General features: G+C 74.2%; 22 protein-coding genes. 13 read left to right on the top strand and 9 right to left on the bottom strand.

The genetic code is table 11. The features are described 5' to 3' along the window. Positions 1–352: 352 nt before the first annotated feature. The 3 genes from UWG_RS0105980 to UWG_RS0105970 all read right to left on the bottom strand — a co-directional run bounded on the left by UWG_RS0105980 (position 353) and on the right by UWG_RS0105970 (position 5,577). On the bottom strand, positions 353–2,203 hold the full coding sequence (locus UWG_RS0105980; protein ID WP_016906294.1) for a glycoside hydrolase family 15 protein: 1,851 nt from the start codon (positions 2,201–2,203) through the stop codon (positions 353–355). 648 nt (positions 2,204–2,851) lie between these two features. Continuing rightward, complete coding sequence (locus UWG_RS0105975; RefSeq protein ID WP_016906293.1) at positions 2,852–5,176, bottom strand: glycoside hydrolase family 3 C-terminal domain-containing protein; 2,325 nt, start codon at positions 5,174–5,176, stop codon at positions 2,852–2,854. Positions 5,177–5,244: 68 nt separating this feature from the next. Next, positions 5,245–5,577 carry a hypothetical protein gene (locus UWG_RS0105970; RefSeq protein WP_016906292.1) on the bottom strand — a complete coding sequence of 111 codons (333 nt, stop codon included), beginning with the start codon at positions 5,575–5,577 and terminating at the stop codon, positions 5,245–5,247. A gap of 227 nt (positions 5,578–5,804) precedes the next feature. Between UWG_RS0105970 and UWG_RS0105965 the strand changes: the two genes are divergently transcribed. Then, positions 5,805–7,022: a carboxylate-amine ligase gene (locus UWG_RS0105965; RefSeq protein WP_016906291.1), complete on the top strand. Its 1,218-nt coding sequence runs from the start codon at positions 5,805–5,807 to the stop codon at positions 7,020–7,022. Here UWG_RS0105965 and UWG_RS0105960 read toward each other — a convergent pair. Both UWG_RS0105960 and UWG_RS0105955 read right to left on the bottom strand, forming a co-directional pair. Beyond that, the gene (locus UWG_RS0105960) at positions 7,019–8,251 is read right to left on the bottom strand and encodes an FUSC family protein (protein ID WP_016906290.1); all 1,233 of its coding nucleotides are present in this window, start codon (positions 8,249–8,251) and stop codon (positions 7,019–7,021) included. The two genes, UWG_RS0105965 and UWG_RS0105960, sit on opposite strands and share 4 nt — an antisense overlap. Positions 8,252–8,275: 24 nt before the next feature. Then, a complete protein-coding gene (locus UWG_RS0105955; RefSeq protein ID WP_016906289.1) occupies positions 8,276–9,169 on the bottom strand; it encodes a SigB/SigF/SigG family RNA polymerase sigma factor in 894 nt (297 codons plus the stop codon). Between the two features lie 414 nt (positions 9,170–9,583). Here UWG_RS0105955 and UWG_RS0105950 point away from each other — a divergent pair, with 414 nt between their 5' ends. The 5 genes from UWG_RS0105950 to UWG_RS0105930 all read left to right on the top strand — a co-directional run bounded on the left by UWG_RS0105950 (position 9,584) and on the right by UWG_RS0105930 (position 13,280). Continuing rightward, on the top strand, positions 9,584–9,862 hold the full coding sequence (locus UWG_RS0105950; RefSeq protein WP_016906288.1) for a DUF5133 domain-containing protein: 279 nt from the start codon (positions 9,584–9,586) through the stop codon (positions 9,860–9,862). Positions 9,863–9,929: 67 nt separating this feature from the next. Beyond that, on the top strand, positions 9,930–10,406 hold the full coding sequence (locus tag UWG_RS0105945; protein WP_016906287.1) for an inorganic diphosphatase: 477 nt from the start codon (positions 9,930–9,932) through the stop codon (positions 10,404–10,406). Positions 10,407–10,620: 214 nt separating this feature from the next. Beyond that, positions 10,621–11,406, top strand: a complete 786-nt coding sequence (locus UWG_RS0105940; RefSeq protein ID WP_016906286.1) for a VOC family protein — start codon at positions 10,621–10,623, stop codon at positions 11,404–11,406. A 245-nt stretch (positions 11,407–11,651) separates the two neighbouring features. Next, positions 11,652–12,746, top strand: a complete 1,095-nt coding sequence (locus UWG_RS0105935; protein WP_078495593.1) for a M23 family metallopeptidase — start codon at positions 11,652–11,654, stop codon at positions 12,744–12,746. A gap of 150 nt (positions 12,747–12,896) precedes the next feature. Next, positions 12,897–13,280 carry a VOC family protein gene (locus UWG_RS0105930; protein ID WP_016906284.1) on the top strand — a complete coding sequence of 128 codons (384 nt, stop codon included), beginning with the start codon at positions 12,897–12,899 and terminating at the stop codon, positions 13,278–13,280. Between the two features lie 7 nt (positions 13,281–13,287). On the opposite strand, the gene UWG_RS0105925 is transcribed toward UWG_RS0105930, so the two are convergent. Then, positions 13,288–13,701: a DUF7144 family membrane protein gene (locus tag UWG_RS0105925; RefSeq protein ID WP_016906283.1), complete on the bottom strand. Its 414-nt coding sequence runs from the start codon at positions 13,699–13,701 to the stop codon at positions 13,288–13,290. A gap of 309 nt (positions 13,702–14,010) precedes the next feature. Between UWG_RS0105925 and UWG_RS0105920 the strand changes: the two genes are divergently transcribed. The 5 genes from UWG_RS0105920 to UWG_RS0105900 all read left to right on the top strand — a co-directional run bounded on the left by UWG_RS0105920 (position 14,011) and on the right by UWG_RS0105900 (position 17,738). After that, complete coding sequence (locus tag UWG_RS0105920; RefSeq protein WP_016906282.1) at positions 14,011–14,715, top strand: dienelactone hydrolase family protein; 705 nt, start codon at positions 14,011–14,013, stop codon at positions 14,713–14,715. Positions 14,716–14,772: 57 nt separating this feature from the next. After that, entirely contained in the window at positions 14,773–14,988 is a 216-nt protein-coding gene (locus tag UWG_RS0105915; RefSeq protein WP_016906281.1) for a hypothetical protein, read from the top strand. 86 nt (positions 14,989–15,074) lie between these two features. Continuing rightward, the gene (locus UWG_RS0105910; RefSeq protein WP_016906280.1) at positions 15,075–16,448 is read left to right on the top strand and encodes a cryptochrome/photolyase family protein; all 1,374 of its coding nucleotides are present in this window, start codon (positions 15,075–15,077) and stop codon (positions 16,446–16,448) included. 250 nt (positions 16,449–16,698) lie between these two features. After that, on the top strand, positions 16,699–16,839 hold the full coding sequence (locus UWG_RS32965) for a hypothetical protein (protein WP_016906279.1): 141 nt from the start codon (positions 16,699–16,701) through the stop codon (positions 16,837–16,839). Continuing rightward, complete coding sequence (locus UWG_RS0105900; protein ID WP_016906278.1) at positions 16,836–17,738, top strand: universal stress protein; 903 nt, start codon at positions 16,836–16,838, stop codon at positions 17,736–17,738. Before UWG_RS32965 ends, UWG_RS0105900 begins: the two co-directional genes overlap by 4 nt. Positions 17,739–17,891: 153 nt before the next feature. Here the strand turns inward: UWG_RS0105900 and UWG_RS0105895 are convergent, their stop codons facing one another. Together UWG_RS0105895 and UWG_RS0105890 are read right to left on the bottom strand one after the other, a co-directional pair. Beyond that, positions 17,892–19,256 carry an NAD(P)/FAD-dependent oxidoreductase gene (locus UWG_RS0105895; protein ID WP_016906277.1) on the bottom strand — a complete coding sequence of 455 codons (1,365 nt, stop codon included), beginning with the start codon at positions 19,254–19,256 and terminating at the stop codon, positions 17,892–17,894. Positions 19,257–19,349: 93 nt separating this feature from the next. After that, on the bottom strand, positions 19,350–20,873 hold the full coding sequence (locus UWG_RS0105890; RefSeq protein ID WP_016906276.1) for a threonine/serine exporter family protein: 1,524 nt from the start codon (positions 20,871–20,873) through the stop codon (positions 19,350–19,352). A 115-nt stretch (positions 20,874–20,988) separates the two neighbouring features. Here UWG_RS0105890 and UWG_RS0105885 point away from each other — a divergent pair, with 115 nt between their 5' ends. Next, positions 20,989–21,840, top strand: a complete 852-nt coding sequence (locus UWG_RS0105885; RefSeq protein WP_016906275.1) for a VIT1/CCC1 transporter family protein — start codon at positions 20,989–20,991, stop codon at positions 21,838–21,840. 12 nt (positions 21,841–21,852) lie between these two features. Here the strand turns inward: UWG_RS0105885 and UWG_RS0105880 are convergent, their stop codons facing one another. Next, the gene (locus UWG_RS0105880; RefSeq protein WP_029391204.1) at positions 21,853–23,901 is read right to left on the bottom strand and encodes a PhoX family protein; all 2,049 of its coding nucleotides are present in this window, start codon (positions 23,899–23,901) and stop codon (positions 21,853–21,855) included. 198 nt (positions 23,902–24,099) lie between these two features. Here UWG_RS0105880 and metG point away from each other — a divergent pair. Then, a partial coding sequence (gene metG, locus UWG_RS0105875) for a methionine--tRNA ligase (RefSeq protein WP_016906273.1) occupies positions 24,100–25,715 on the top strand: 1,616 nt, incomplete at its 3' end.

The raw sequence follows: 25,715 nt of genomic DNA, 5'->3' as shown, positions 1-25,715 counted from the left end.
GGTGGTGTTCACCGGCCGGGGCTTCTCAGCATGCACTGAGCGGCGCCCGCTGCGTGCAACCGCGCAAGTCAGAAGCGATGGCGCAGGTCTCTCTGCGTGGGCAGCGCGTGAGCGGCAGCCCCGGAACCAGCCGGAGCGGCCCGGAACGAGCCGGACACTCCGCCGCAGTGGCCTGCGGCGGAGCAGACTGACGCGGTACTGCCCGGAAGGGCTCGGACCGGGCCGGAAAAGGTCCTCGGGACTCCGTCTCCGCCGGTTGCACCTCCTCAACTCCGCAAGGTCCACCGGCGGTCGTGACCAACCGCCGCCCCCACCGACTCCCGGTCGCCCTCCGCCGCACACGACGGCGCGGTCAGGCGCAGGGCCCCCGGAGAGGACGGCTGAGGGTCCCCTCCGCCTGGCCGATGGCGTGGGCCGCGTTGATGAGGCCGATGTGGCTGAACGCCTGCGGGTAGTTGCCCAGAAGGGACCCGGTGCCGGCGTCGACCTGTTCGGCGAGGAGGCCGAGGTCGTTGGCGTAGGAGGCGGCGCGTTCGAAAACAGTGCGGGCCTCTTCGAGACGGCCGGCGAGCGCCTGGGCCTGGGCGAGCCAGAACGTGCAGAGAAGGAAGCTGCCCTCGCTGCCCTCCAGGCCGTCGACGGGTGCCGCACTGCGGTACCTGCGTACGAGCCCTGAACCCGCGTCCGTGAGGTGTGCGGCGACGGCGTCGATCGTGGCGAGAGCGCGCTCGTCGGTCGGGGGCAGGAAGCCGGAGATCGGCAGCATCAGCGTGGAGGCGTCGAGGTCCTCCGAGCCGAAGTACTGCGTGAACGCGCCGGTCCGGGTGTTCCAGCCGTGCTCGAGGATCGCCTCCCGGATCTCCTCGCGGTCGCGCTTCCAGCCCTCGACGCGATGGCGCGCGCCGATGCGGTCGGCGAGGCGGAGGGCACGGTCGAGGGCGACCCAGCACATGAGCTTGGAGTGGACGAAGTGCTGTGCGGGGCCGCGCACTTCCCAGATCCCGTGGTCGGGCGTGCGCCACTCCTCGGCGGCCGTGTCGGCGAGCGAGACGAGGAAGGCGTGCTGCGCGGCGTCGTCCGGGTCGAGCCGGTCGGCGAAGCGTTCGGCGCAGGCGAGGAGTTCGCCGTAGGAGTCGAGCTGCGCCTGCGTCCAGGCGGCGTTCCCCACTCGTACGGGCACGCTGCCGCGCCACCCGGCGAGGTGCGGCAACTCCCGCTCCGTCAGGTCGCGTTCGCCGCCGATGCCGTACATGATCTGGAGGTGGGTGCGCGGCCAGTCGGTGGCCGCCGCGTCGGTCATGAAGGCGAAGAAGTGGGCCACCTCGTCGAGGCACGCCGAGGAGCCGAGGGCGTCCATGCTGAGCGCCGCGTCCCGCACCCAGCTGTACCGGTAGTCCCAGTTCCGCACGCCGCCGACCTCCTCGGGCAGGGAGGTGGTCGCCGCCGCGACGATCGCGCCCGTCGGTTGGTAGGAGAGCGCCTGGAGGACGCGTCCCGAGTCGAGCACCTCGCGGCGCCACGGTCCTTGGTAGTCCTGGTGGAGGCGGGACCAGGAGCGCCAGGCCGTCGCCGTCGCGGCGAGGCGCTCGCCGATCTCGCGCTGGCCGAGCAGGCGCGGCAGCGGGCCGTCGAGGCTTCCGGCGTGCAGCGCGAGCCGGACCGTCTCGCCCTCGGAGAGCGCGAGCACGGTGCCGGCGGCCCCGTCGCCCGTGTCCAGCGCGACGGGGCTGCTCAGCGCGAGCGCCGCGGGGCCGCCGCGCGCCCGCAACCCTCCGTCGAACGCCCGCAGGACGGGGACGACGCGGCCGTACTCGGGACGCGGCCGGTACTCGACGCGGACCTCGGCGGAGCCCTTGGTGCACCGGACGGACCGGATGAGGAGGTGCTCCGCGCCCTCGCCGAGCCGGTGCGGGTCCCCGCTGGCGCCGAGTGCGAGCGCGTCGGTGAGCTCGACGGTGCCGGTCTCCGTGGTGAACTCCGTGCGCAGCACCATCGTTCCCGGCAAGTAGCGGCGTGCGGTGTGCAGGGTGTGCTCGGGGCGTACGAGCCAGTGGCCCGCGGAGTCGTCGAGGAGCCGGGCGAAGAGTGCGGGGCTGTCGAAGCGGGGGAGGCAGAGCCAGTCGACGCTGCCCTCCCTGCTGACGAGCGCGGCGCCGTGCCGGTCGGAGAGGAGGCCGTACTCCTCGATCGGGGTGTCGCTCACCGGGTGCCCGCCTCTCGCTCGCTGCCTGCCCCAACCCCCCGGCTACGCGGGCGCGTTGCCACGGCGCGGGGGCGCCTTCCCCCGACACCCTCCCGCGTGCGGCGCCGGGCGCGGGCCGCTGCCGTACCAGCGGGCTCCGGGATCACCCGTTCGTACGGTTCCGGTGCGCGCCGCCGAGCGGACTCCGGCGCACGTCGCCCCAGCGCGGCAGGACGCCCCGGCGCGCGAGGGCAGGCAGGCGCGGCGGGCGTGCAAGTACACCGCAGCGGAGCCGAGTTGGTCCCGTTCCTGCACACCGCTTGCCGTACGCCGCCGCGCCCGAACCACCGAGGCAGGCAAGCGCGGCCCCACGCGGCCGCCACACGGGCCCCGTCGGCACGAGGCGACGGCCGCCCCGGCAGGCCCCGCCCGCACAAGTCCGCCGAGCCCCCCAACCGCCGGGCACCACCCGCGGACGATGCGAGCCCGGCCGACGCTCCCACCGCGCACAACTCCCGCCGACAGGAGCGAGACGGCGCCGAGAACCGACCCACCACCGCACACGAACCGGTCGACCGGAGGCGACGGCACCCGGCACCGGGCCTGCCCGCGGAGCGCGTCGCACGGCGGAACGCCTCCAACCGCCGGACGCCGTCCCCGACTTCCGCCCTACCGTCCCTCATTCGCCTCCCCGAGGAGCTGCTCCAACCGTTCCAGGTCCAGCGTCGCGCCGAAGAACGAGGGGAGCCTGCCGACGGGAAAGGAGGCCGCCATCTGCTGCATCGTCGGGTCGTCGAGGAGCCCCGAGACCGCCTCCTCGCCCACGGCGGAGGCGGCGGCCCTGCGGAACGCCGGGCCCGCGACGGGGTGTGCGAGCAGTTCGCCGAGGGTGGAGTGGAGGCCGAGCGGGAGGTCGGCGTCGTCGCCCGCCAGCTCGGTGCGGGTGCTCAGCCGCAGGTCGCGGCTGGAGGCGCCGACGTCGACCGTGTGGCGGCCGCCCTCGACGAGCCACCTGCCCACCCGCGTGTCCCAGTACGCGAGGTCGGCGCGCCGCACCCGCAGCTCCACCTCCCGTTCCTCGCCCGGTTCCAGGTGGACGGAGGCGAAGGCTTTCAGCTCGCGCGGCGGACGCGCCACGCGGGAGTCCGGGCGGCCGACGTAGACCTGGACGACCTCCCGACCGGCCCGCCGCCCGGTGTTGGCGACGGCGCACCGCACGAGGAGCCCGTCCGCGTCCTGCGCGACGGCGAGGTCGCGGTACCCGAAGGTGGTGTAGGAGAGCCCGTGCCCGAAGGGGAAGGCGACGTCCGCCTGGCGCGCGTCGTACCAGCGGTATCCGACGAAGACGCCCTCGCCGTACCGGACGCGGCCCAGTTCGCCGGGGAAGTCGAGGTACGCGGGGGTGTCCTGGAGGCGGTGCGGAAGGGTCTCGGTGAGCCGCGCCGAGGGGTTGACGTCGCCGTAGAGGACGTCGACGGTCGCGGAGCCGCCCGCCTGCCCCAGCAGCCAGCCCTCCAGCAGGGCGGGCACCGCGTCGGCGAACCCGGAGACCTCGACGGCGCCACCGTTGGAGAGCACGGCGACGGTGCGCGGGTTGACCTCCAGGACGGCGTCGAGCAGCCGGAGTTGGGGTTCGGGCAGCCGCATGTGCGCCCTGTCGTACCCCTCCGACTCCGCCTCCGCGGGCAGCCCGAGGAAGACGACGGCGGTGTGCGCGGACGCGGCGGCCGTGACGGCGTTGGCGAGCAGCTTCCCCTCGTCGCTCTCGTCGCCCTCCAGCGGGAAGCCGGGGGCGAAGTCGACCTGCTCGGAGCCGAGGCGCCGGACGAACTCGTCGAGCGCCGAGTCGACCCGTGTGGGGTTGATGTGCGAGCTGCCGCCGCCCTGGTAGCGCGGGGTCCGTGCGAACTCGCCCAGCACGGCGAGGCGTTGGCCGTCCTCGGCGAGGGGGAGCAGTCCGCCCTCGTTCTTCAGCAGCACGATGCTGCGCGCCGCCGCCTCCCTGGCGAGGGCGTGGTGCGCCTGCGCGTCGTACGCCGCTCCGGAGTCCGCCGCCGCGTGCGCCCGGCGCACGAGCCGCACGACGCGCCCCGCGGAGCGGTCGAGCGCGGACTCCTCCAACTCGCCGCTGCGGACGGCCTCCACGAGCTGCGCGTCGGTGCGGCCCCCGCTCGACGGCATCTCCAGGTCGAGCCCGGCCGCCAGGCCGGCGACCCGGTCGTCGACGGCGCCCCAGTCGGAGACGACGAGCCCGTCGAACCCCCACTCCTCGCGCAGCACCTGTGTGAGGAGCCACGCGTGCTGCGAGGCGTAGACGCCGTTGAGCCGGTTGTAGGAGCACATCACCGTCCACGGCTGCGCCTCGGCGACCACCCGCGCGAACCCGCGCAAGTAGATCTCGCGCAGCGGGCGTTCGTCGACCTCGGCGCTGATCCGCAGACGGTCGTGCTCCTGGTTGTTGGCCGCGAAGTGCTTCAGCGAGGCCCCCACGCCGCGGCTCTGCACCCCGCGCACGAACGCGGCGCCGAGGGCGCCCGAGACGAGCGGATCCTCCGAGTAGTACTCGAAGTTCCGCCCGCACAGCGGCGAGCGCTTGATGTTGATCCCGGGGCCGAGCACCACGTGCACGCCCTCGGCGCGCGCCTCGTCGGCGACGGCCGCACCGACGCGCTCCAACAGCCCGGTGTCGAGCGAGGAGCCGACGCCGACCGCGGGCGGGAAGCAGGTGGCGGGGACGCTGCCGCCCGCGCCGAGGTGCTCGCCCTGCTCCGGCTGCTTCCGCAGCCCGTGCGGCCCGTCGCTCAACGCGGCGCGGGGGACGAGCAACTCGCCGCCGGGACGGGCTATCTCCTCCGTGTGCCAGAAGTCGGCCCCGCTCGTCAGCGACGCCTTCTCGGCGAGCGTCAGCCGGGAGACGACCTCCTCCGGCGGCTCGCCCGGCTCGGGGACTGCGGACGTGTCGAGGTGCGCACCGTTGCAGTTCACGTCGGTCATACCCCGCTGGATACCCCGTCGCCGGACCCCGCGTACAGACCGCGTCGCGCGGCCGCGCCCGCCATCGGCTACTTCCGCTTGCGGCCCAGCGCCTTTTCGAGCTGCGCCTTGTTCATCCGGGAGCGCCCCTCGACGCCGCGCTGCTTCGCCTCGTTGTAGAGCTGATCGCGGGTCGGGCTGACGGGCCCGCGGTGCGAACGCTCGCCGCCGCGTTGGGGCGCGGGCTTGTCCCGTGTGGAGGTGCGGCTGCGCCGGCGGGACTCGCCGGTCTGCGCCCGCTCCTTGTTGACGGTACGCGCGGCGATCTCCTCGGCCCTGCCCTCGGAAGTGCCGCGCTCCCGCTGGCCCTTCTTGATGTGCTCGTACTGCCGCTCCCGCTTGCTGCTGGCTCCGGCCGGCATGGCGTCTCTCCTCACGTACGACTGCCGCGGGTAACCGCTCGCACCGCCGCGCGTGCCACGGGGACGCGGGCGGCAAACGCGTTCACTCCGGCACGTTCCCGAAGATGCCGGACGGCCCGACCTTTGCGATCGTTGCGGGGAGCGGCGCATCGCCTGGCGCCGGGACGTCCGCCGGCCGGCGCGCGCCCGGGCCGGCAGCGGTGCCGGCCGGCTCCCTGGGAGGTCAGATGGCGAACGCGGCTGCACCGACGGTCGGCGTCGAGGAGGAGTTCTTCCTCGTCGACGCGGCGACCGGGCGCCTCGCGCCGTGCGCCGACCGGGTGCTGGCCCGCGTCCCCGACGGCCCGGAGTTCGCGCGCCGATCGGGCCGGCCGCTCCCCGAGTTCAAGTTCGAGCTGCTCACCACGCAGTTGGAGACGGCCTCCTCGATCTGCGGCAGCCTCGCGGAGGTCGCGGAGGACCTCCTCCTCGCCCGCCGGATGCTCGCGGACGCGGCGGCCGAAGAGGGCTCCCGCCTCGTCGCCACCGCGACCCCGTGGCTCCGCTCCCGCCCCTCCCCGCTCGCGCCCGGCGACCGCTACCGCCGCATCGCGGAGACGTACGCGAGGACGGCGGGCGACTACGAGTGCAACGGCTGCCACGTCCACGTCGCCGTCGGGGAGCGCGAACGCGCCGTCGCCGTCCTCAACCACCTCCGCCCCTGGCTCCCGATGCTCCTCGCCCTCTCCTCCAACTCCCCCTTCCGCAGCGGCACCGACACCGGGTACGGAAGCTGGCGGGCGATCGAGCAGACGCGGTTCCCCGCTGCGGGGATGCCGCCGTACGCGGCCTCGGCCGAGGCGTACGACGCCTGGATCGACCGCCTCGTCGCGTGCGGTGCGCGCATCGACGAGCGGCACAGCATGTGGCTCGCGCGCGTCTCCAACCGCTTCCCGACGGTGGAGCTGCGCGCCTCCGATAGCGCGCTGACCGTCGAGGACGCGGTGCTCCAGGCGGCGTTGGCGCGCGGCCTGGTCGTCACGGCACTCCGGGACCTCGAACGGGGCCGCGAGGCCGTGCCTTTCGACCCGCAGGTCGGCAACACGGCGGTGTGGTCGGCGGCCAGGCACGGCCTGCGCGGCTGGGCCGTCGACGTCTACGCGCAGCGCCAGGTCCCGGCGAGGCGCCTCCTCGACGCCCTCGTCCGCCACACTTCCGACGCGCTGGAGGACGCAGGGGATCTGGCGGCCGTCCAGCGGATGCTCACCGCGGTCGTCTCCGAGGGGACGGGCGCGGAGCGCCAGCGCGCCGCGGTCGGCGGCGGGGGCAGCGTCGACCCGGTGCGGGGGCACAGGCGGCTCACCGACTTCCTCGTCCACCGGACGCTGAGCCCGCCGGTGCGCGTGACCGGCGGAGGCTCCGCCGCGCCGCGCGGGAGTTCGGTGCGGCGGACCGGCGGCAGCTAGCTGCCCGACGGGTGCACGGCGCCCTCCTGCCGCGCGCGGGAGAACTCGTCGACGAGCCGGTCGGCGTCGGTGAGGAGCACGCCGTACGTCGGCCAGGCGGAGGGGTCCTCCGAGCTGTCGGGCGTCGAGCGGTGCAGCTCGGCGAGGAGTTCGCGGGCCCGCGTGAGCGCGTCCTCGTAGGTGTCCTCGGCCTGCTCGGCCTGCTCGCCGTCGTGCGACGAGCCGTCGCCTTCCCGGCTCTGCTGCTGCTCGCAGAGCGCCTGGGGTGCGCCTGCCAGCGCGTCGAGGAAGTCGGCGTACCGGGAGAGGAACTCCTCGCTCGGCAGCCGCGCTTCGTCGTCGTCCATGATCCGCAGGAGCGCGTAGCTGATGCTGCGCAGGTGCTCGCCGCCGCGCGCCAGCGCCTCGACGAGCGAGCGGTAGCCGCTGAACCGCTTCGGCACCGAGCCCCTGAGGAACCGCCGCGGGTTGTAGAGCACGCTCTCCGCACCGCTCTCCACGGCGCTGCGCGCCCCCGCGACGGTGCGGTCCAACTCCCGTGCGCGGTCGAGCCAGTCGCCGACGCGCCTGCGCTCGGGCACACCGTCCCGCAGCCCGCCCGCGACGTCGCTCAGCAGGCTGTCGAAGGCGGTGGAGAGCTGCCGGACGCCCGCGGCCGCCGTGTTGTACCGCAGCGGCGGCAGGATGAGCAGCGAGACGAGGAGGCCCACGCCGGCGCCGAGCAACGTCGTCCCCGCGATCTGCCAGACCGACGCCGAACCGCTCTGGAGCAGCGCGTTGTACGCGAAGACGGCGGCGACGGAGACCTGGACGCCCTGCGTCCCCAGCCGCCGCCACCGCCCGATCACCAGCGCGACGAGGAGCATCAGCGAGAACGTCAGGAGGTTGGGGCCGAGGAGCGGCTGCGCCGCTCCCGCCGCGAAGACGCCGAGCAGCAGGGCACCGACGTACTGCACCGACTGCCAGATCGTCCGGTACGCCGAGGACTGCACCACGAGCAGCGCGGTGAACGGCGCGTACGTCGGCTGCGGCGAACCCACCACGTACTGCGCCAGCGCCCAGGCGACGATCCCCGCGATCGCGCTCTTGACGAGGAGCAGCAGCGTCTCGCGTTCGGGTCCCGCCCTGTTCCGCACCCGCTGCAACCTGTCGCCGAGGCGGGCCGCACGCTCCCGTACGTAACGCACGGGTCCCCCCTGGCCGTTCTTGTACTGCTTGGGCTCGCTCATCCTTCCCTTCCCGGCGACCGCCGCTCAGGCGGCTGCCGCGGCCGGCCCGTGGCGGCCGGCGCCCTCCTCCGCGTCCGCCGGCTGCGGACGCGCGTCCGACTCGATCTCCTCACGCACCTGTCTGCACGCGTGGCTGAGCAGCCGCGAGACGTGCATCTGCGAGATGCCGAGCAGGTTCGCTATGCGCGACTGCGTCATGTCGCAGAAGAATCGCAGGTAGAGGATGTGCTGCTCGCGCTCGGGCAAGTGGCACAGGCAGGGGCGCACCGCTTCGCGGTCGACGACGCGGTCGAAGCCGTGCTCCTCGGTGCCGAGGGTCTCCAGCAGGGTGCAGCCCTCGTCCTCCGCGTTGCCCGTGGAGAGTTCGGCCTCCAGCGAGAGCGAGCTGTAGCTGCGCATCGCTTCGAGGCCGAGCTGTACGTCCTCCTCGCCGAGACCGGTCTCGGCGGCGAGTTCGGCGACGGTGGGCGAGCCGTGCCCCGGGCGGCTCGCGAACTCCTGGAGGGCGGTGCGCACGCGGTTGCGGAGCGTCTGCACCCTCCTGGGTACGTGCAGGTCCCATCCGTTGTCGCGGAAGTGCCGCTTCACCTCGCCGACGATCGTGGGGATCGCGTACGACTCGAAGGCGTGCCCCCGCGCCGGGTCGTACCGCTCGACGGCCTTCACCAGGCCGAGCGCGGCGACCTGTTCGAGGTCCTCCAGGTTCTCGCCGCGGTCCCGGTAGCGGCGGGCGAGCCGGTGTGCCATGGGCAGCCAGGCGGCCGCGACCTCCTGCCGGATGCGCTCGCGGTCGGCTCCCTCGGGGAGCGCCGCGATGCGCTGGAAAGCCTCGGCGGTGTCCGGTACGTCCCGCCGCCTGCGAGTGGCTGTGCGCGGCTCCCGTGCGGGTGCCGCACTGCTGGTCGGATCGGTTTCCATTCCACGCTCACCCCCGGATCGGCTCGGGGCCGACTGGGCTGGTCGTGTCCGTACGTCGTCCACAGCCCACCATCGCAGAGTGGGAGGTTTACGGCATCCGATGGACGGCGGCTCCGCCGGTGACACGGGGCACACCTACGCGCGGGCGCCGAGGCGGCGTACGGCGAACACCGCTCGCGGACCAACGCGCCTCCGCTGGAGGGCCGTTGGCGGTGCCTCCATGGAAGGGTCCGCCCGAAAAGGCATCTTTGCCCGAGTTGGTGCACACTGGAGTGGCATGTGCCGCACCCGCCCCGCGGGAGCCGGCCGCGGCGGAGCGGCGGGCCCCGGCACGCGCACCCGACCACGGCGGGTCGAGGACGACGCCGCCGCGTACGGCCGGCCCGCCCGGCGCCCGGAAAACGGTGGTGGACGATGCTGAAGGCGCACCCTGCGGTTCTGCGCGAACTCGTGGGCAGATACCTCGCGATGGAGATCCTCTCCCGCGAGGCGCACACCCCGCACCGGCTCGCCCGACGCCTCGAGGACACCGCCTACACCCTGTGCGTCCTCACCGGCACCCGTCGCGTCGAGGACGCGCTCAGGGAGGCAGCGCTCCGGGTGCGCGGCGAGGCCGCACCGCGCGAACTCCCGGCGCCCGCCCGGCACTCCGCGCCCCACCGGAAGCGGAGGACGACCGTGCTGGCGGCCTGACCGCCGGCGCACCGCATGCCCGACGCGCGCCCCGTCCGTGCGCGGAGCGGCAGGCAAGGAGCACGGCATGGAGTTCGACGTCGTGGTGGAGATCCCGCAGGGCTCCCGGAACAAGTACGAGATGGACCACGGCAACGGCCGGATCAGGCTCGACCGGATGCTCTTCACCTCCACCCGCTACCCGGCCGACTACGGGTTCATCGAGGGCACCCTCGGCCGCGACGGCGACCCGCTCGACGCGCTCGTCCTCTGCGACCCGACCTTCCCCGGCTGCGTCATCAGGGCCCGCGCGATCGGCATGTACCTCATGCGGGACGAGCACGGGCCCGACGAGAAGGTCCTCTGCGTACCGGCGGGCGACCCGCGCCACGCGCACCGCCAGGACATCGGCGACGTCTCGGAGTTCGACAAGTTGGAGATCACCCACTTCTTCCAGGTCTACAAGGATCTGGAGCCGGGCAAGTCGGTCGAGGGCTCGCACTGGGTGGGCAGGGCGGAGGCGCTCCGCGAGATCGAGGCGTCCCGCGCCCGCGCCCTGCGCTGACCGACCGTCTCCGTCCCGGCACGCTGCGCACCTCGCCCAACCGGCCGTCGCCGGCCGCTGGTTGACGCCCCGTCCCGCGCCGACGACCGCGCGCCCGCCGTCCCGCCACCGCGCGCCCCGCGCCCGGGCGCGGCACCCTGGAAGGCGTGGGGTCCACCGCCTTGCGGGGCGGGGGCCACCGCCCCGGCGTCCGACAGCTTCCCCGGAGGGCTCAGTGATCACCACAGACTTCCACGACGGCTCGCCGTGCTGGCTCGACCTCGGCGCCGCGGACCCGGCGGCGACGATCGGCTTCTACGCCGCCGTCCTCGGCTGGGAACAGCGTTCCGCAGGCCCCGACAGCGGCGGGTACACCTTCTGCACCCTCGAAGGCCGCATCGTCGCCGCCGTCGGCCCCGAGTCCCCCGGCACGCCGCCGCGGTGGACGGTGTACTTCGAGACGCCCGACGCCGACTCCACGGCCCGCTCCGTCCGACTCGCCGGCGGCACGGTGCGGGGCGGCCCGATGGACGTCGGTGCGCAGGGCAGGCTCGTCCACCTCACCGACCCGCTCGGCGCCGAGTTCGCCGCCTGGCAGCCGGGCACCAGGGCGGGGCTGGAAGCGGTCGACCTGCCGGGGACGCTCTGCTGGCTGGAGCTGTGCACCTCGTCGGCGCGCGACTCCGTCGAGTTCTACCGCACCCTCTTCGAGTGGGACGTCCAGCGCACCTCCATGCCGGGCGACGAGAACGGCAGGTACACGCTCATCGGTACCGGCGGCACGGAACGGATGCACGGCGGCATCGTCGAACTCAGCGGCGAGCAGCTCGCCGCGATGGGCGGCACCCCCTACTGGCACCCGGTCTTCGCCGTCTCCGACGCCGACGCCGCGAGCGAGGCCGTCGGCGCGAGCGGCGGGCAGGTCTCGATGGGGCCGCTCGACGCGCCCGGCGTCGGGCGCCTGGCCGTCTGCCGCGACCCGTGGGACGCCGAGTTCGTCCTGCTGCGCCCGGAGGGCTAGGGCACCAACGCGCGGCACGGCACGCCATGTTGACTTCCCGGCCCTCCCTGATCGGCGGCGCTCGAACGTGCCAACCCGTCGGCCCGCGCACGCCCCCTGCGCCGGCTCCCCCGTACAGCCCCGTCACACTCCGCTGACCAGTCACGACGCCTCGTGCCCGGCGCGCACGAGCGGCGCCGCACGCCTCGGCCGACCGGCGCAAGGGCGCGCTGCGGCCGGGCTGCGCCGCTCCCAGGATCGGACGCGTGAGACGACCCATCGTGCAGAAGATCCCCGCGGCCAAGGCGGCAACGGCCTCTCTGCTGGCCTCCGTTGCCGTGCTCGCCGTACCCGCGCCCGCGCACGCTGATCCGGGGCACGGGAGCGGACGCAGCCTGCCCGCCCGCGTGGAGGCCCTCTACACACGCGCCTCCGAGGCCGCGCAGGCCCACGAGAAGGCGAAGCGCAAGGCGGCGCGGCAGCGCGCGGAGCTGCGGAAGCTGCGCGCCGCCGAGCGGCGCAACCGCGCACACCGCCTCCGCCTCAACGACCTCGTGGGTGCGGCGGCACGCGCCCAGTACCGCAGCGGCCCCCTCACCGCGGGCGCCACCCTCCTCAGCTCCGAGAGCCCGGACGCGCTCATGTACCGCCTCAGCGTCAAGCGCCAGGGCGACCACGCGCTCGGGCACCTCCTCACGGCAGCGCGTGAGGCCGGCGCGCACTACGAGCGCGAACGCGTCGCGGAGGAGCGCGCGTTGAAGTCGCTGAAGCGCACCCAGGCGCGTCGCGCCGCGCTCCGCGCGGGCGTCGAGCGGAAGCTGCGCCGGGTCGAGGAGGAGGTACGCGCCGCGCAGACGAAGCGCGGCGACGCGAAGAACGGCGGGCACCGCCCCGCGGGCGGGCCCGCGCCCGGCAAGTGCGCGTACGGCGGCGACGGTCGGGCGCACCGCGCCGACACCGCGTGGACGCTCCCCACCTCGCGCTACTGGCTCTCCGCCGGCTTCGGCGGCCAGGGGGCGCACTGGGCGAACCGGCACACGGGGCAGGACTTCGCCGTCTCCCAGGGGACATCCGTCAGGGCCGTCGGCGCCGGCACGGTCGTCCGGGTCGCCTGCGGCGACGGGTTCGGCAACCAGGTCGTCGTCGGCCACCCCAACGGCTACTACACGCAGTACGCGCACCTCTCCGAGACCCGCGTACGGGAGGGCCAAGGGGTCGCGGCGGGCGAGGAGCTCGGCCTCTCGGGCGAGACCGGCAACGCGCAAGGCCCGCACCTCCACTTCGAGGTGCGCCTCACGGAGTCGATGGGCTCGGCGATCGACCCGCTCCCGTGGCTCCGGCAGCACGGGGTCAACCCGTAGGGAAACGGGCTGAGTCGGAGCCCGCCGCACGCCCTACGTCGCCGGTCGCACGGGCCTCCTCCGACAGTCCCCTTCCTCGCGTTCGCACGCCCCGGACGGCACCGGGCGCCTATCGTCGTGCCGAACGACCGCACCCGTGGAAGGACGCCCATGACCGTGCACTCCTCCGTGGAGCTCAACCACACCATCGTCCACTCCAGGGACCGCAGCGAGTCCGCGCACTTCCTCGCCGACATCCTCGGCCTCGAAGTCGGCCCGCAGAGCGGCCCGTTCCTCCCGGTCGGCACCGCGAACGGGGTCACGCTCGACTTCGCCGACACCCCCGCGGAGGAGATCAAGGAGCAGCACTACGCGTTCCTCGTCAGCGAGGAGCAGTTCGACGTCTCCTTCGCACGGCTGGAGGAGCGCGGCGTGACGTACTACGCGGACCCGTTCCGGCGCCGTCCGGGCGAGATCAACCAGGGCGGAGGCCGCCGCGGCGTCTACTTCCTCGACCCCTCGGGCCACTCCATGGAGCTCCTCACCGGCGCGTAAGACCGCCTCACACCCCGGTGGCCCGGCGGTCGGGCACGGTCAGCGCGTAGACGACGAGCAGGCTGAGGCCGACGCTGATCAGCGACCAGAGAGGGTGCGCCGAGAGGTAGAGCAGATGGCCGAGGAGGGAGAGCAGCGCGAAGAAGACGCCGGTGATCCTCGCCCACCACGCGCCCCACAGCACGCCGAGCCCGGTCACCACGAGCACGATGCCGACGATCATCCAGATCCAGCCCCACGCCGTGAAGTTGAAGATCAGCAGATCGTGCGAGGTACCGATGAAGTAGTTGCTCTTCCACAGCGCGGCGCACGCCACGAAGATGTCGGAGAGCCCCGCCACGAGGACGAGCAGTCCCCCGAAGGCGAGCCACCCCGAGGTCGTCGGCTTCTCCTCGGACGGGGTGATCTCGGGTGGGGTCATCGTCGTCTCCCTCTCGCCCTCGGTGGTCGGCGGACGGGCAAGCGCGGTCCGTCCGCCGGGTGTTCGCCCCCTCCGGCCTCGTCTGCCATGGGGCCACACCCGCACGGAGCGCGCGCTGCCGCCCGGACCGAACGGGTGAGCGCCCGCGCGTACCGGCACCGGCGCACCGCCCGTACGATGCGGGTTCCCGGCCGCGCTCGCCCGGTGCCGTGCGCCGTCGTCCCCGTACTCCCCGGCGGACGACGGACGCGCACGGTCCCGAGCGCGGCGAGGGCAGCCCTAGACCGCAACGCACCGAGAGGCCGGCCCATGTCGTCCACGCCCGAACCGCCGCTGCGCCAGAACCTCCGCTTCACCGCAGGCGAGAACGAGATCTACGGCTACCTCGCGCTGCCGCCCTCCGGCTCGGGCCCCGGCGTGATCGTGATCCAGGAGTGGTGGGGGCTCACCGACCAGATCGCCGCCGTCGCCGACCGCCTCGCCGCCTCCGGCTACGTGGCGCTCGCGCCCGACCTCTACGGCGGCCGCACCACCCACGACAGCGCCGACGCGTTCCGGATGCTCCAGGAGCTCCCCCGCGAGGAGGGCGTACGCAAGCTCCTCGGCGCCGTCGACCACCTGCTCGGCCACGAGGCCGTCCGCGGTGACGCGCTCGGCGCCGTCGGGTTCTGCATGGGCGGCGGCTTCGTCCTCTCCCTCGCCGCGGCGGCGGGCGACCGGATCGCCGCCGCCGTGCCGTACTACGGGATCGTCACGGGCGAGGACGTCGACTTCGGGACCGTCCGCGCCGCGGTCCTCGGCCACTACGGGGACCGCGACGAGACCATCCCGCGCGAGCTGCCGGACCAGGTGGCGGAGGAGATCCGCACGGCGGCGGGCGTCCCCGTCGAGATCCACCACTACGACGCGGGCCACGCCTTCGCCAACGACGAGGACCACCTGGGCACCTACGACCCCGAGTTGGCCCGCACGGCGTGGGAGCGCACCCTCGCCTTCCTCGGCGAGAAGCTCTGAGTCGGCGGCGGCGCCTCCCGAGGTGCGCGGAGGCGCCGCCGGGCGCACCGTGGAGACATGGCAGCACCGATCGTCGTCCGGCCTCCGGACGCCACGGGCGGACGCCACGTCCTCGCCCGCGGTGAGCCCCTGGGCACCGCCTGGGGGATGGTCGACGTGATCGAGTTCCTCCGCCGCGCCGGACTCGACATCGCCACCGTCGACCTCTACGACGAGTCCCTCATCGACTGGCAGGGCGGCGGCCCCGAGGTGTGGGGACGAGAAGCGAGCTGACGGCCTGCGTGTCCGCCCGGCTTCCGCGCCCCGCGGGGGCACGATGGCGCGCAGCCGGCCACCGACTCGGCGTCTGGAGCCTCCTGTTGCGCACCACGCTCGTCCTCTTCACCTCCGACCTGAGGGTCCACGACAACCCGGCGCTCCACGCCGCGTCCCGCGGCGCCGACGCCGTGGTCCCGCTCTTCGTCCGCGACGACGGCGTCTCGGCGGCCGGCTTCGCCGCACCCAACCGCCTCGCCTTCCTCGCCGACTCGCTCCGCGACCTCGATGCGGCGCTCCGGGCCCGCGGGGGGCGGCTGGTGGTGCGCAGCGGGCCCGTCGTCGACGAGGTGTGCCGTGCGGTCGACGAGACCGGCGCCGCCGAGGTCCACCTCGCCGCGGGCGTCAGCGGGTACGCGCAGGCGAGGGAGCGCGGGCTCGCCTCCGCGCTCGACGGGACGGCCTCGCTCCACGTCCACGACGCGGCGGTGACGGCCGTACCCGCGGGCGAGGTCGTCCCGAAGGGCGGCGACCACTACGCCGTCTTCACGCCCTACTTCAGACGCTGGCGCTCCGCGCACCGGCGCACGCCGCTGCCTCCGCCGCGCTCCCTCCGCACCCCCGGCCTCCGCGGCGGCCCGCTGCCCGAGCGCCCCGAAGGGTGCGCGCCCCGACTCCCGGACGGCGGCGAGGAGGCGGCCCGCTCGCGCGTCACCGCCTGGCTGCGCGGCCCCGTCGAGCGGTACGCGGAGCTCGGCGACTCGCTCGCCGCGGACGCCACCTCGCGGCTCTCGCCGCACCTGCACTTCGGCACCGTCTCCGCCGTCGAACTCGCGCACAAGGTCGAGCGCCGGCTCCCCCAGGAGGGCGCGGAGGCGTTCCTCAGGCAGCTCGCCTGGCGGGACTTCCACCACCAGGTCCTCGCCGCGCGTCCCGCCGCCTCCTGGCACAACTACCGCGAGAAGGACGACCGTTGGCGCCGCGGCAAGGCCGCGGAGAAGGAGGCCGCTGCGTGGCGCGCCGGACGCACGGGCTACCCCGTGATCGACGCGGCGATGCGGCAGCTCGCGCAGGAGGGCTGGATGCACAACCGCGCCCGCCTGCTGACGGCGAGCTTCCTCACCAAGACGCTGTACCACGACTGGCGTTCGGGCGCCGCCCACTTCCTCGCCCACCTCGTCGACGGCGACGTCGCCAACAACCAGCTCAACTGGCAGTGGGCGGCCGGCACCGGCACCGACACCCGCCCCAACCGCGTCCTCAACCCGCTCACCCAGGCCCGCAGGCTCGACCCCGACGGCGCCTATGTACGGCGGTGGGTACCCGAGCTGTCCCGGGTGGAGGGCCGCGCGGCGCACCGGCCCTGGGAGCTCTCCGCGGCGGAGCGCGAAGAGCTGGGCGCGCAGGAGTACCCCGAGCGGATCGTCGACCTCGGCGAGGGGCAGGAGCGCTTCCGCGCTGCTCGCGGGCTGGAGTGAGCGCCGCGGCGTCCAACCCCCGCGCAGGTCCGCGGCGTTGGGCTGGAACGCGCGCCCCTCGCACCGTCGGCGCTTCCGACACGCACCCCGCGCACCGGCGCCCCGCGCGCCCCCTGTGCCCTACTGGTGGCAGCCCGTCCCGGGCCCTACGGCGGCCCTGTCGGCCCAACCTGCGGCTCGGGCGGGGAGACACCCTGGGGAGTGCGCCACGAAGCGGGCGCGAGCAGCCCGCGAGAGCGAGGAGGTACCGATGGTCGAGAGCGTCAGGCCCGGTGAGCCGGTGCGCGCACGGCGCCGCACGGCGGCGTGGCAGGAGGAGCGTCGCGCGCCGGCGCGGCAGCAGGTGCGCGGCGCCGCCGGCGCACGCGCGGCCTGGGGAGGCAGGCCGTGAACGCGCCCGTCGTCGCCGGTACGGACGGGTCCGAGTCCAGCCTCCGGGCCGTCGAACTCGCCGCGCGCGAGGCACGCCTCCGCGGCCGCCCGCTGCGGGTGGTCCACGCGTTCACCTGGCCGATGACGCGCGTACCGCTCGGCGCCTCCCCCCTCGGGCCGCCCGACGGCGGCCTCCGCAACGAGGCGGAGGCGAACGTCGCGGAGGCGCTCGCCCGCGCCCGCGCCGCCGAGCCCCGACTCGACGTCGACGGTGAGCTGGTGACGGGCGAACCGCTCGCCGTGCTCGCCGCCGAGTCGCGCGCGGCCGACCTCGTCGTCGTCGGCAGCCGCGGGCTCGGCGGCTTCACGGGGCTGCTCGTCGGCTCCGTCGCCGTGCACCTCGCGGCGCACGGCGAGTGCCCCGTGCTCGTCGTACGCGGCAGGGAGGAGGCGCAGGGCCCCGTGCTGCTCGCCGTCGACGGCGCGCCGGACGGCGCCGCCGCGCTGGAGTTCGGGTTCGCCGAGGCGCAGCGCCGCGGCCTCCCCCTCCAGGCCCTGCACTCCTGGAACGACTACTACTACCCGACGGCGCTCGCGCCGGGCACGATGATGCCGGTCGCCTTCGACCAGGAGGTCCACGACGCGCTGGAGACCGAGGCGCACCGACTGCTCACCGAGGCGCTCGCCGGGCCCCGCGAGAGGTACCCGGACGTCCGCGTCGACGCGCAGCTCGACCGGTTGCAAATCCGCCCCGCCCTGATCGAGGCGAGCCGGCGAGCCGGGCTGCTCGTCGTCGGCGCCCGGGGACGGGGCGGCTTCGCCGGACTCCTCCTCGGCTCGGTGAGCCAGGCGATGCTCCACCACGCCGACTGCCCCGTCGCCGTGGTACGCCCGGGCGCCGAGGAGCCGCAGGACTGACGCGCCCGGGCGCCGCCCCTCGCGGTGCGCGGACGGCCCGCACCGGCGGCGGCTCCGCCGGGCCGCCGCTGCCGGGGGAGGCGGCCGAACTCCGCCGCCGCGCCGGCCTGTCCGGGACGCGGCACCGCGCGCCGAGCCGGGCCGGGGCCGGCCTCAGGCCGCCGCCGGCTGCTCCGGGCGGGTGCGGGCCCGCATCTCGTCGGGCGTCAGGTAGTCGCCGGTCCGCTCGAAGTCGCCGAGCGTGACGGGGCGGTGGTTGAGGAAGCCGATGCGGACGAAGTCGTCGCCCGTCGTCGCGTTGAGCGCCCAGTTGGCGGCCGTGCGCAGCCGTGCCGTGCCGGTGCGGAGCGACAGGAGGTGGTACGAACGCGTCACCAACTGCGCGGACATGCCCGAGAGTTCGAAGCCCATCGGGTTGGCGACCGCGTCGCGCCCGGCGAGGTCGACCACGAGGCCGAGGTCCCTGTGCCGGTACGGCGTCGTCGGCTCGCCGTGGAGCCTGGCGACGAGGTTCTGCGCCGCGTGCTTGCCCTGCCGGCTCGCGTGCTGCGCGGTCGGCGGGCAGACGGCGCCCTCCTCGTCCTGCTCCAGGTCGGGGACGGCCGCCGCGTCGCCTACCGCCATCACGCCCTCGCGTCCCGGCACGGTGAGGTCCGAGTCGACGACGAGCCGCCCGCGCGAGGTCTCCGCCTCCAGCGTCTCCATCAGCGGGCTCGCGACGACCCCGGCCGTCCAGATCAGCGTCCGGCTCGGCAGCACGCGGTTGTCGGTGAGCGTCACCGACTTGTCGTCGACCGAGGCGACCGAGACGCCGAGCGACACCTGCGTACCCCGCATCCGCAGGATGCGCAGGGCGTGGTTGCCGAGCTCCTCGCCGAGTTCGGGCATCAGCTTCGGTGCGACGTCGAGCAGGTGCCAGCGGATCTGGCTGGGGTCGATGTTCTGGTAGCGCTTGGCCGCGTTGTTGGTGAGCCGCTGGAGCCCCGCGACGGTCTCCGTCCCCGCGTACCCGCCGCCGACCACGACGAACTGGAGCCGCGAGGCCCGCTCCTCGGGGTCGTTGCTGCAGTTGGCCAGGTCGAGTTGGGCGATCACGTGGTCGCGGACGTACGCGGCCTCGGCGAGGGTCTTCATGCCGCGCGCGTGCTCGTCGAGCCCCGGGATGTCGAACCGCCGGGTGACGCTGCCGGGGGTGAGCACGATGTGGTCGTAGTCGAGGTTGACGAGCTCGCCTGTGATCATCCGCGTGACGCAGACCTTGGCCTCGGTGTCCACGCCGACGGCGAACCCGGGCACGAGCTGGGTCCGCCGCAGGACGCGCCGCAGGGGCGGCGCGAGCGACTGCGGGGTGAGCACTCCGCTCGCCAACTGCGGCAGCAGCGGCAGGTAGAGCTGGTAGTTGGTCGGCGTGACCAGGGAGATCTCGGCTTCGTACGGAGCGAGTCGGCGCTCGAGGGCGCGCGCGCACTCCACACCGGCGAAGCCGCCTCCGACGACAAGAATCTTCGTACGTTCCATGGCTGCACCCGCAACGGTGGACTCGGGGGTTACCGGTCAGATCTTCCGTTTGCCCTGAAAAGGCTCGCACGCCTGCCGACCGGCTGCCACCGGTCAGCCGGCACGCGGAGCCTCGCGTCCCGCCTTTCCCGCAGCCCCGGCGTTATGCACTCCGTCCGCCGCCGACTCGTGCTCCCCTCCCGGCGCGTCGGCACCGTCCGGGCGCGTCCGCGCAGGACCGTCCGGCGGTCCCAACTCCAGCCTCGTGTGCCGCAGCGCGCCCGCCCCGACGAGGACGCCGAGCGCGACCGCCACCACCGTCACGACCGTGCCCGTCAGGATCGCCAGGCTCCCGGGCCGGTGCTCGACGAGCAGGTCGGAGATGCCGCGCAGCCCCGTGGAGCCCGGCACGAGGAGCCAGAAGCACGGCAGGAAGACGACCTGGTCGGGGACGTGGGAGCGGCGCCCCACCCACGAGGCGAGCAGCGGCAGCGCGGCGCCCGCTGCGAAGGCGCCGAGGACGCTGCTCACCGCCAGCGACCCGAGCACCCGCACGCCGTGCTCGGCGAGCAGCGCACCGAGCAGCCACCCCAACACCCCCGCGTGCGCCGACTGGTAGAGCACGAACCCGACGCCGAGGAGCAGCACCCCGCACCATCCGGCCCACGCGCCGAGCGTCTCGGGTGCAGGGCCGCCCGGGCCGCGCTGCGCCACCAGGTCCGTCCCCACGAAGATCCCGAAGGCGAGGAGCAGCAGTTGGTTGAACGCCCCCGCGAGCCGGCCGATCCCGGAGAGCACCGCGCCCCACGCGACCTCCAGCGCACCCATCGTCAGGGCCGCGCCCGGGAGGAAGGCGATGAGCGGCGGCACGAAGAGCCGCGCGGGCTGCTCGTGGAGCAGCGGCCCCGCCCACCGCAGCGAGACGCCCGTGACGAGCGCCGCCGCGAGCACCGGGAGCGCCGGGCGCAGCAACGCGAATCGCAGGCCGGCGAGGCGCAGCGCCCCGACGAAGGCACCGAGGACGAGGTAGCCGAGGAGCGCGGGCGGCGAGGCGTGCTGGACGGCGCCGAGGCCGGCGGTGAGGAGCATGTGGCCGCCGACCGTGGTGGCCGGGCTGTACCGCTGCGGCATCGCGCGCATCGCCGTCAGCTCGGCCCGCACCTCGTCGAAGGGGACGACCTGCGCCCGCATCCGGGCGAGCAGCGCCTCCAGCGCCTCGATCTGATCGAGCCGCAGGTCGCCGCCGTCCACGGGCGCGAAGTCGAGCTCGCCCTCGCTTCCCCTGCGCCCTCCGCCGACCCGGACGAAGAGCCCCGTCGGCACGATGAAGCAGCGCGCGGGCACGCCGTAGCGCGCCGCGACGTCGCGGAGACCCGCCTCGGCCTGCTCCGTCCTGATGCCGGCACGCAGCATCTCGACGCCGACCTCGCAGAGCAGCCCGGCGAGCTCCCTCGCCCACTCCCGCTGGTCGTCCTCGGACGCCGCCGGGACGGTGATCGTGCGCCCGCGCCGGCGCCAGAGGCGGAGGGACGGCATGTGCCCGGCGGGCGAGGCGGCACCGAGCGCCCGGCGCACGGTGGCGGCGGGCTCCGCGCGCCGCCTCCTCAGCAGGCGCCGTACCGGCAGGTGCCCGCGCATCAGACTTGCGCTCCCGCCGTACGCACCGCAGCCATGTCCCTACTCTAGGCTTACGCCCCGAAAAGAGAATTTCGCCCGGAACCCACCCGACCCAACGGCGTCCCCCGGAGGTGCGGTGACCCACAGCCCCCCGCCGGACCCCGAAGACCCCGACGAGCCCCAGCCCTCCCCCGAACCCGACCCGGGCGTCCACGGCTGGCACCAGCTCGCCCCCGACTGGGACCCGGCGACCCGCACCGCGGACGCCGACGCGCACGCCGCCGCCACCCTCGACGAGGCGAACCGCACCGCGCAGCGCGTCTCGCACGGCGGCATCAGGGCGGCGGTGCTCGGCGTCAACGACGGCCTCGTCACCAACCTCTGCCTGATCCTCGGCATCGCGGGCGCCTCCGCCGACTCCGCGACCGTGCGCCTCGCCGGGCTCGCCAGCCTCCTCGCCGGGGCGCTCTCCATGGCGGCGGGGGAGTGGGTGTCGGTGCGCAGCCAGGTGGAGGTCGCCGAGTCGATGGAGCGGGCGCTCCACCGCGCCTGGCTGCTCTCTCCGCCGACGGTCCTCGGCAGGCTCTCGGCTCGGATGCAGGGCGGCGGGCTCGACCGCCCCACGGCGCAGCGCGCCAGCCGCAGCCTCCTCGCCGCCGGGATGCGCACCCGCAACTCGCAGGTCTGGGTCCTCTACGGCGTCACGCCCGGCGACGTCGGCTCGCCCCTCGTCGCCGCCGTCTACTCGCTGCTGCTCTTCGTCGTCGGCGCTTTCGTCCCGCTGCTGCCGTGGTTCCTCACCTCCGGGGGCGCTGCGCTCGCGGGCTCGATGGTGCTGACGGGGCTCGCGTCGCTCGGCGTCGGCGGGGTGCTGGGTTGGCAGGCGGGGCGGGCGGTGTGGACGGCCGTGCGGCAACTGCTCATCGTGACCGCCGCCTCCGCGGTCACGTACCTCATCGGCGAGTTGGCCGGCACGACCGTCGCCTGACGCGCCGCCGCCTCAGACCCCGATGCGCCCGCCGCCCTCCGGCCACACCGCGACGACCGCGGGACGCACGAGGGCGCCGGGCCCGTCGGGCCAGCTCGAAGCCGGCTCCTCCACGCTCGCCCCGTCGGACTCTCCCGGATGCTGCACGCAGACGAGCACCCGGCGCTCCTGCACGACGGGACCGCACGTCTCCGCGCCCGCCGGCACCGTGAGGAACTGGCGCACCTCGCCGCGGCGCGCGCCCTCCACCGCGACGCCGAAGAGGCCGTCGTGCGAGCCGAGCGCGTTGCCGTCGGTGGAGATCCACAGGTTGCCGTACGGGTCGAAGGCGACGTTGTCGGGGCAGGAGATCGGGCTCACCTGCTCCTTCGGGAAGCCGGCGAAGTACGTCGACGGGTCCTCCGGGTCGCCGCAGACGAGGAAGAGCCGCCAGGAGAAGCGGCGGGCAGCCGCGTCGCCGCGGGCCTCGGCGAACTCCAGGACCTGGCCGTGCTTGTTGCCGCCGCGCGGGTTCGCCTCGTCGGCCGGGTGCCCGTCGGCCGCTCCGCGCGAGCTGTTGTTGGTGAGCGCGACGTAGACGCGGCCGGTCCGCGGGCTCGCCTCGATGTCCTCGGGGCGGTCCATCTTCGTCGCGCCGACCCTGTCGGCCGCGAGGCGCGTGAAGACGTAGACCTCCTCGGCCGTCATCCCCGCAACGTGCGAGGTGTCGCCCGTGGCCAGGGGTATCCAGCGTCCCGTGCCGTCGAACTCGCCGTCCTCGGGGAGGGCTCCGGTGCCGTCGATCTCCTCCGGCGGGCTGTTTCCCTCCAGGCGCGCGACGTAGAGCGTGCCCTCGTCGAGGAGGGTCATGTTGTGCTCGTGGGCCGCGGCGGTGCGGCCGCGGTGCATCCGGCGGGAGGAGACGAACTTGTAGAAGTAGTCGAACTTCTGGTCGTCGCCGAGGTAGACGACGGGCCGGCCGTCCTCGGTGAGACGGGGCTGCGCCGCCTCGTGCTTGAAGCGGCCGAGCGCCGTGCGCTTCCGCGGCGCCGACTCCGGGTCGTACGGGTCGAGTTCGACGACCCAGCCGAACCGGTTCGCCTCGTTCGGCTCCCGGGTGAGGTCGAAGCGGCTGTCGAACCGCTCCCACTTGCGCTGCGTCTCGCCGCCGGCCATTCCGTACCGCTCGAGGCGGGCGCGGGTCCGCTCGTCCGCGACGCGCTCGCCGTGGGCGAAGTACTGGTCGACGTTCTCCTCGCCGGAGAGCACCGTGCCCCACGGAGTGGTGCCGCCCGAACAGTTGTTGAGGGTGCCGAGGACGGTGCGGCCCTCCGGATCGGCCGAGGTGCGCAGCAGCTCGCCGCCGGCCGCGGGCCCCGTGACGGTGAACGGCGTCCGCGCCGTGATCCGCCGGTTCACCCGGTGCCTGCGCACCGGACGCAGCCCGCCGCCGCGCCGCTCCTCCTCGACGATCACGACGGAGAGCCCGTGCGCGGCCCACGCGATCTCCGCCTGCGCGCGCGACGGCTTCTCCGGGTCGTACCCGGCGAACATCAACTCCTCGTTGGTGTACTCGTGGTTGGCGACGAGGAGCTGCCGCCCGGGCTCGTCGAAGGGGAGCAGCTCGGCGAAGTCGTTGTTGTAGCCGAACTGCCCCTCCTGCGCCCGCGCCGACTGCCGCCCGGGGGCGAACTCCGGCGCCCCGCGCAGGATCGGGTCCCCCCACCGCACGACGACGGCCTGCGCGTACCCGTCCGGCACCGTCACGGCGTCCGCCGTGTTCGGCGCGACGGGCGCGAACCGCAGCCCCTTCGCCGGCTTCCCGCGCGCGCCGGCGCCGCGCCCCGCCGCCTCGACCGGCGCCGCCCCCGGTCCCGCCCCGCCCACGACCGCGACGGCACCGGCGACGGCACCGGTGCGCAGCACGGAGCGGCGGGAGACGGCGCGGGCGACGAACTCTCCGAGGTAGCCGTTGTCCGTCCGGTTCGGCGTCTCGTGGAAGCAGGCGTCCCCGCACCGGTAGCGGCAGGTCATCGCCGACCTTCCGCCGTGCGATCCCAGGATCGGCAGCTCTCTGCGCATCGTTCCCCTCCGTGCTCCGCGGGCGCGGGCGTTGTTCGTCGTCGGGCGTCGTCGGATACGGCGGCGACGCTAGGCAGGCGCCGCCGCACCCCGGCGACCGCGGCGTGAACCGGGGGTGAACCGCTCGCGTCCACAGGGGGCGCTCACGCTGCGTCACGGGGAGGAAACCGGTGGCGCGAGGCCGATAGGATTTCGCACATGGCGGCCACAGGAGCAGAGAAGAGCACCGCGCAGGGCGCGTACCAGGACGGCACGAAGGCGTACTACGTCACCACGCCGATCTACTACGTCAACGACGCCCCGCATCTCGGCCACGCCTACACGACCGTCGCGGGCGACGTCCTCTCGCGCTGGCACCGGCAGCGCGGCGAGAAGGTGTGGTACCTCACCGGCACCGACGAGCACGGTCAGAAGATCATGCGCACGGCCGAGGCCAACGACGTCTCCCCGCAGGCGTGGTGCGACCGGCTCGTCGAGGAGTCCTGGAAACCGCTCTGGGAGCATCTCGGCATCGCCAACGACGACTTCATCCGCACCACGGAGAAGCGCCACACCGACCGCGTCCGCGAGTTCGTCCAGGACCTCTACGACCGCGGCGAGATCTACCAGGGCGGCTACGAGGGCCCGTACTGCGTCCCCTGCGAGGAGTACAAGACCTACGGCGAACTCCTCGAAGGCGAGGGCGAGTTCGAGGGGCAGGAGCTCTGCCCCATCCACCGCAGGCCGGTGGAGATGCTCTCCGAGGAGAACTACTTCTTCAAGCTCTCCGAGTACGGCCCGAAGCTCCTTGCGCACTACGAGGCGCACCCCGAGTTCATCCAGCCCGAGTCGGCGCGCAACGAGGTCGTGCAGTTCGTCCGCCAGGGCTTGGAGGACCTCTCGATCTCCCGCTCCACCTTCGACTGGGGCGTCAAGGTCCCGTGGGACGACAAGCACGTCATCTACGTCTGGATCGACGCCCTCCTCAACTACGCCACCGCCGTCGGATACGGCGCCGACCAGCGGAAGTTCGACGAGACCTTCCCCGCCCAGGTGCATCTCGTCGGCAAGGACATCCTCCGCTTCCACGCGGTGATCTGGCCGGCGATGCTCATGGCCAACGGCCTCCCGCTGCCGGAGCGCGTGGTCGCCAACGGCTGGCTCATGGTCGGCGGCGAGAAGATGTCCAAGTCCAACCTGACCGGCATCTCCCCGCAGCAGCTCACCGAGCACTTCGGCATCGACGCCTACCGCTGGTACTTCCTCCGCGCCATCGCCTACGGCCAGGACGGCTCCTTCTCCTGGGAGGACTTCGCGGCGCGCTACACCAGCGAGCTCGCCAACGACTACGGCAACCTCGCCTCCCGCGTCGCCGCCATGGTGGGCAAGTACTTCGGCGGGGTCCTGCCGGAGTCGACCGCCGAGGGCGAAGCCGAAGAGGCGATCACGTCGGGCCTGGCGAAGGCCGCTTCGGAGGCGGACCGCCGGATCGGCGAGGAGCTCGACTTCGCGGGCGGCATCGGCGCCGTCTTCGAGTTCATCAAGCAGGTCAACGGCTACCTCACCGAGCAGCAGCCCTGGAAGGTCGCCAAGGAGGAGGGCGAGGAGGCGCGGGCCCGCCTCGCGACGATCCTCTGGACGGCCGCCGAGTCCCTCCGCGCCGTCGCCGTCCTCCTCAACCCGGTGATGCCGGAGACGAGCGAGAAGCTCTGGTCGTCGCTCGGCGCCGAGTCCGCACTCGGCCCCCTCGCGGAGCAGCGCATCGACACCGTCGCCGACTGGGGCCGTCTGCCCGCGGGCGCGACGGTCACCAAGGGCGCGGTCCTCTTCCCGCG

It is taken from the genome of Streptomyces xiaopingdaonensis (assembly GCF_000262345.1).
GTDB classification, from domain to species: domain Bacteria; phylum Actinomycetota; class Actinomycetes; order Streptomycetales; family Streptomycetaceae; genus Streptomyces; species Streptomyces xiaopingdaonensis.
Note: the sequence above shows the minus strand (reverse complement) of the source record. Positions and strands in the feature narration are given on the sequence as shown.

Excerpts from the sequence above, each read along its gene's own strand:
- UWG_RS0105975 (WP_016906293.1), bottom strand. The coding sequence starts at position 5,176 with ATGACCGACGTGAACTGCAACGGTGCGCACCTCGACACGTCCGCAGTC.
- UWG_RS0105970 (WP_016906292.1), bottom strand. The coding sequence starts at position 5,577 with ATGCCGGCCGGAGCCAGCAGCAAGCGGGAGCGGCAGTACGAGCACATC.
- UWG_RS0105965 (WP_016906291.1), top strand. The coding sequence starts at position 5,805 with ATGGCGAACGCGGCTGCACCGACGGTCGGCGTCGAGGAGGAGTTCTTC.
- UWG_RS0105960 (WP_016906290.1), bottom strand. The coding sequence starts at position 8,251 with ATGAGCGAGCCCAAGCAGTACAAGAACGGCCAGGGGGGACCCGTGCGT.
- UWG_RS0105955 (WP_016906289.1), bottom strand. The coding sequence starts at position 9,169 with ATGGAAACCGATCCGACCAGCAGTGCGGCACCCGCACGGGAGCCGCGC.
- UWG_RS0105950 (WP_016906288.1), top strand. The coding sequence starts at position 9,584 with ATGCTGAAGGCGCACCCTGCGGTTCTGCGCGAACTCGTGGGCAGATAC.
- UWG_RS0105945 (WP_016906287.1), top strand. The coding sequence starts at position 9,930 with ATGGAGTTCGACGTCGTGGTGGAGATCCCGCAGGGCTCCCGGAACAAG.
- UWG_RS0105930 (WP_016906284.1), top strand. The coding sequence starts at position 12,897 with ATGACCGTGCACTCCTCCGTGGAGCTCAACCACACCATCGTCCACTCC.
- UWG_RS0105925 (WP_016906283.1), bottom strand. The coding sequence starts at position 13,701 with ATGACCCCACCCGAGATCACCCCGTCCGAGGAGAAGCCGACGACCTCG.
- UWG_RS0105920 (WP_016906282.1), top strand. The coding sequence starts at position 14,011 with ATGTCGTCCACGCCCGAACCGCCGCTGCGCCAGAACCTCCGCTTCACC.
- UWG_RS0105915 (WP_016906281.1), top strand. The coding sequence starts at position 14,773 with ATGGCAGCACCGATCGTCGTCCGGCCTCCGGACGCCACGGGCGGACGC.
- UWG_RS32965 (WP_016906279.1), top strand. The coding sequence starts at position 16,699 with ATGGTCGAGAGCGTCAGGCCCGGTGAGCCGGTGCGCGCACGGCGCCGC.
- UWG_RS0105895 (WP_016906277.1), bottom strand. The coding sequence starts at position 19,256 with ATGGAACGTACGAAGATTCTTGTCGTCGGAGGCGGCTTCGCCGGTGTG.
- UWG_RS0105890 (WP_016906276.1), bottom strand. The coding sequence starts at position 20,873 with ATGCGCGGGCACCTGCCGGTACGGCGCCTGCTGAGGAGGCGGCGCGCG.
- UWG_RS0105880 (WP_029391204.1), bottom strand. The coding sequence starts at position 23,901 with ATGCGCAGAGAGCTGCCGATCCTGGGATCGCACGGCGGAAGGTCGGCG.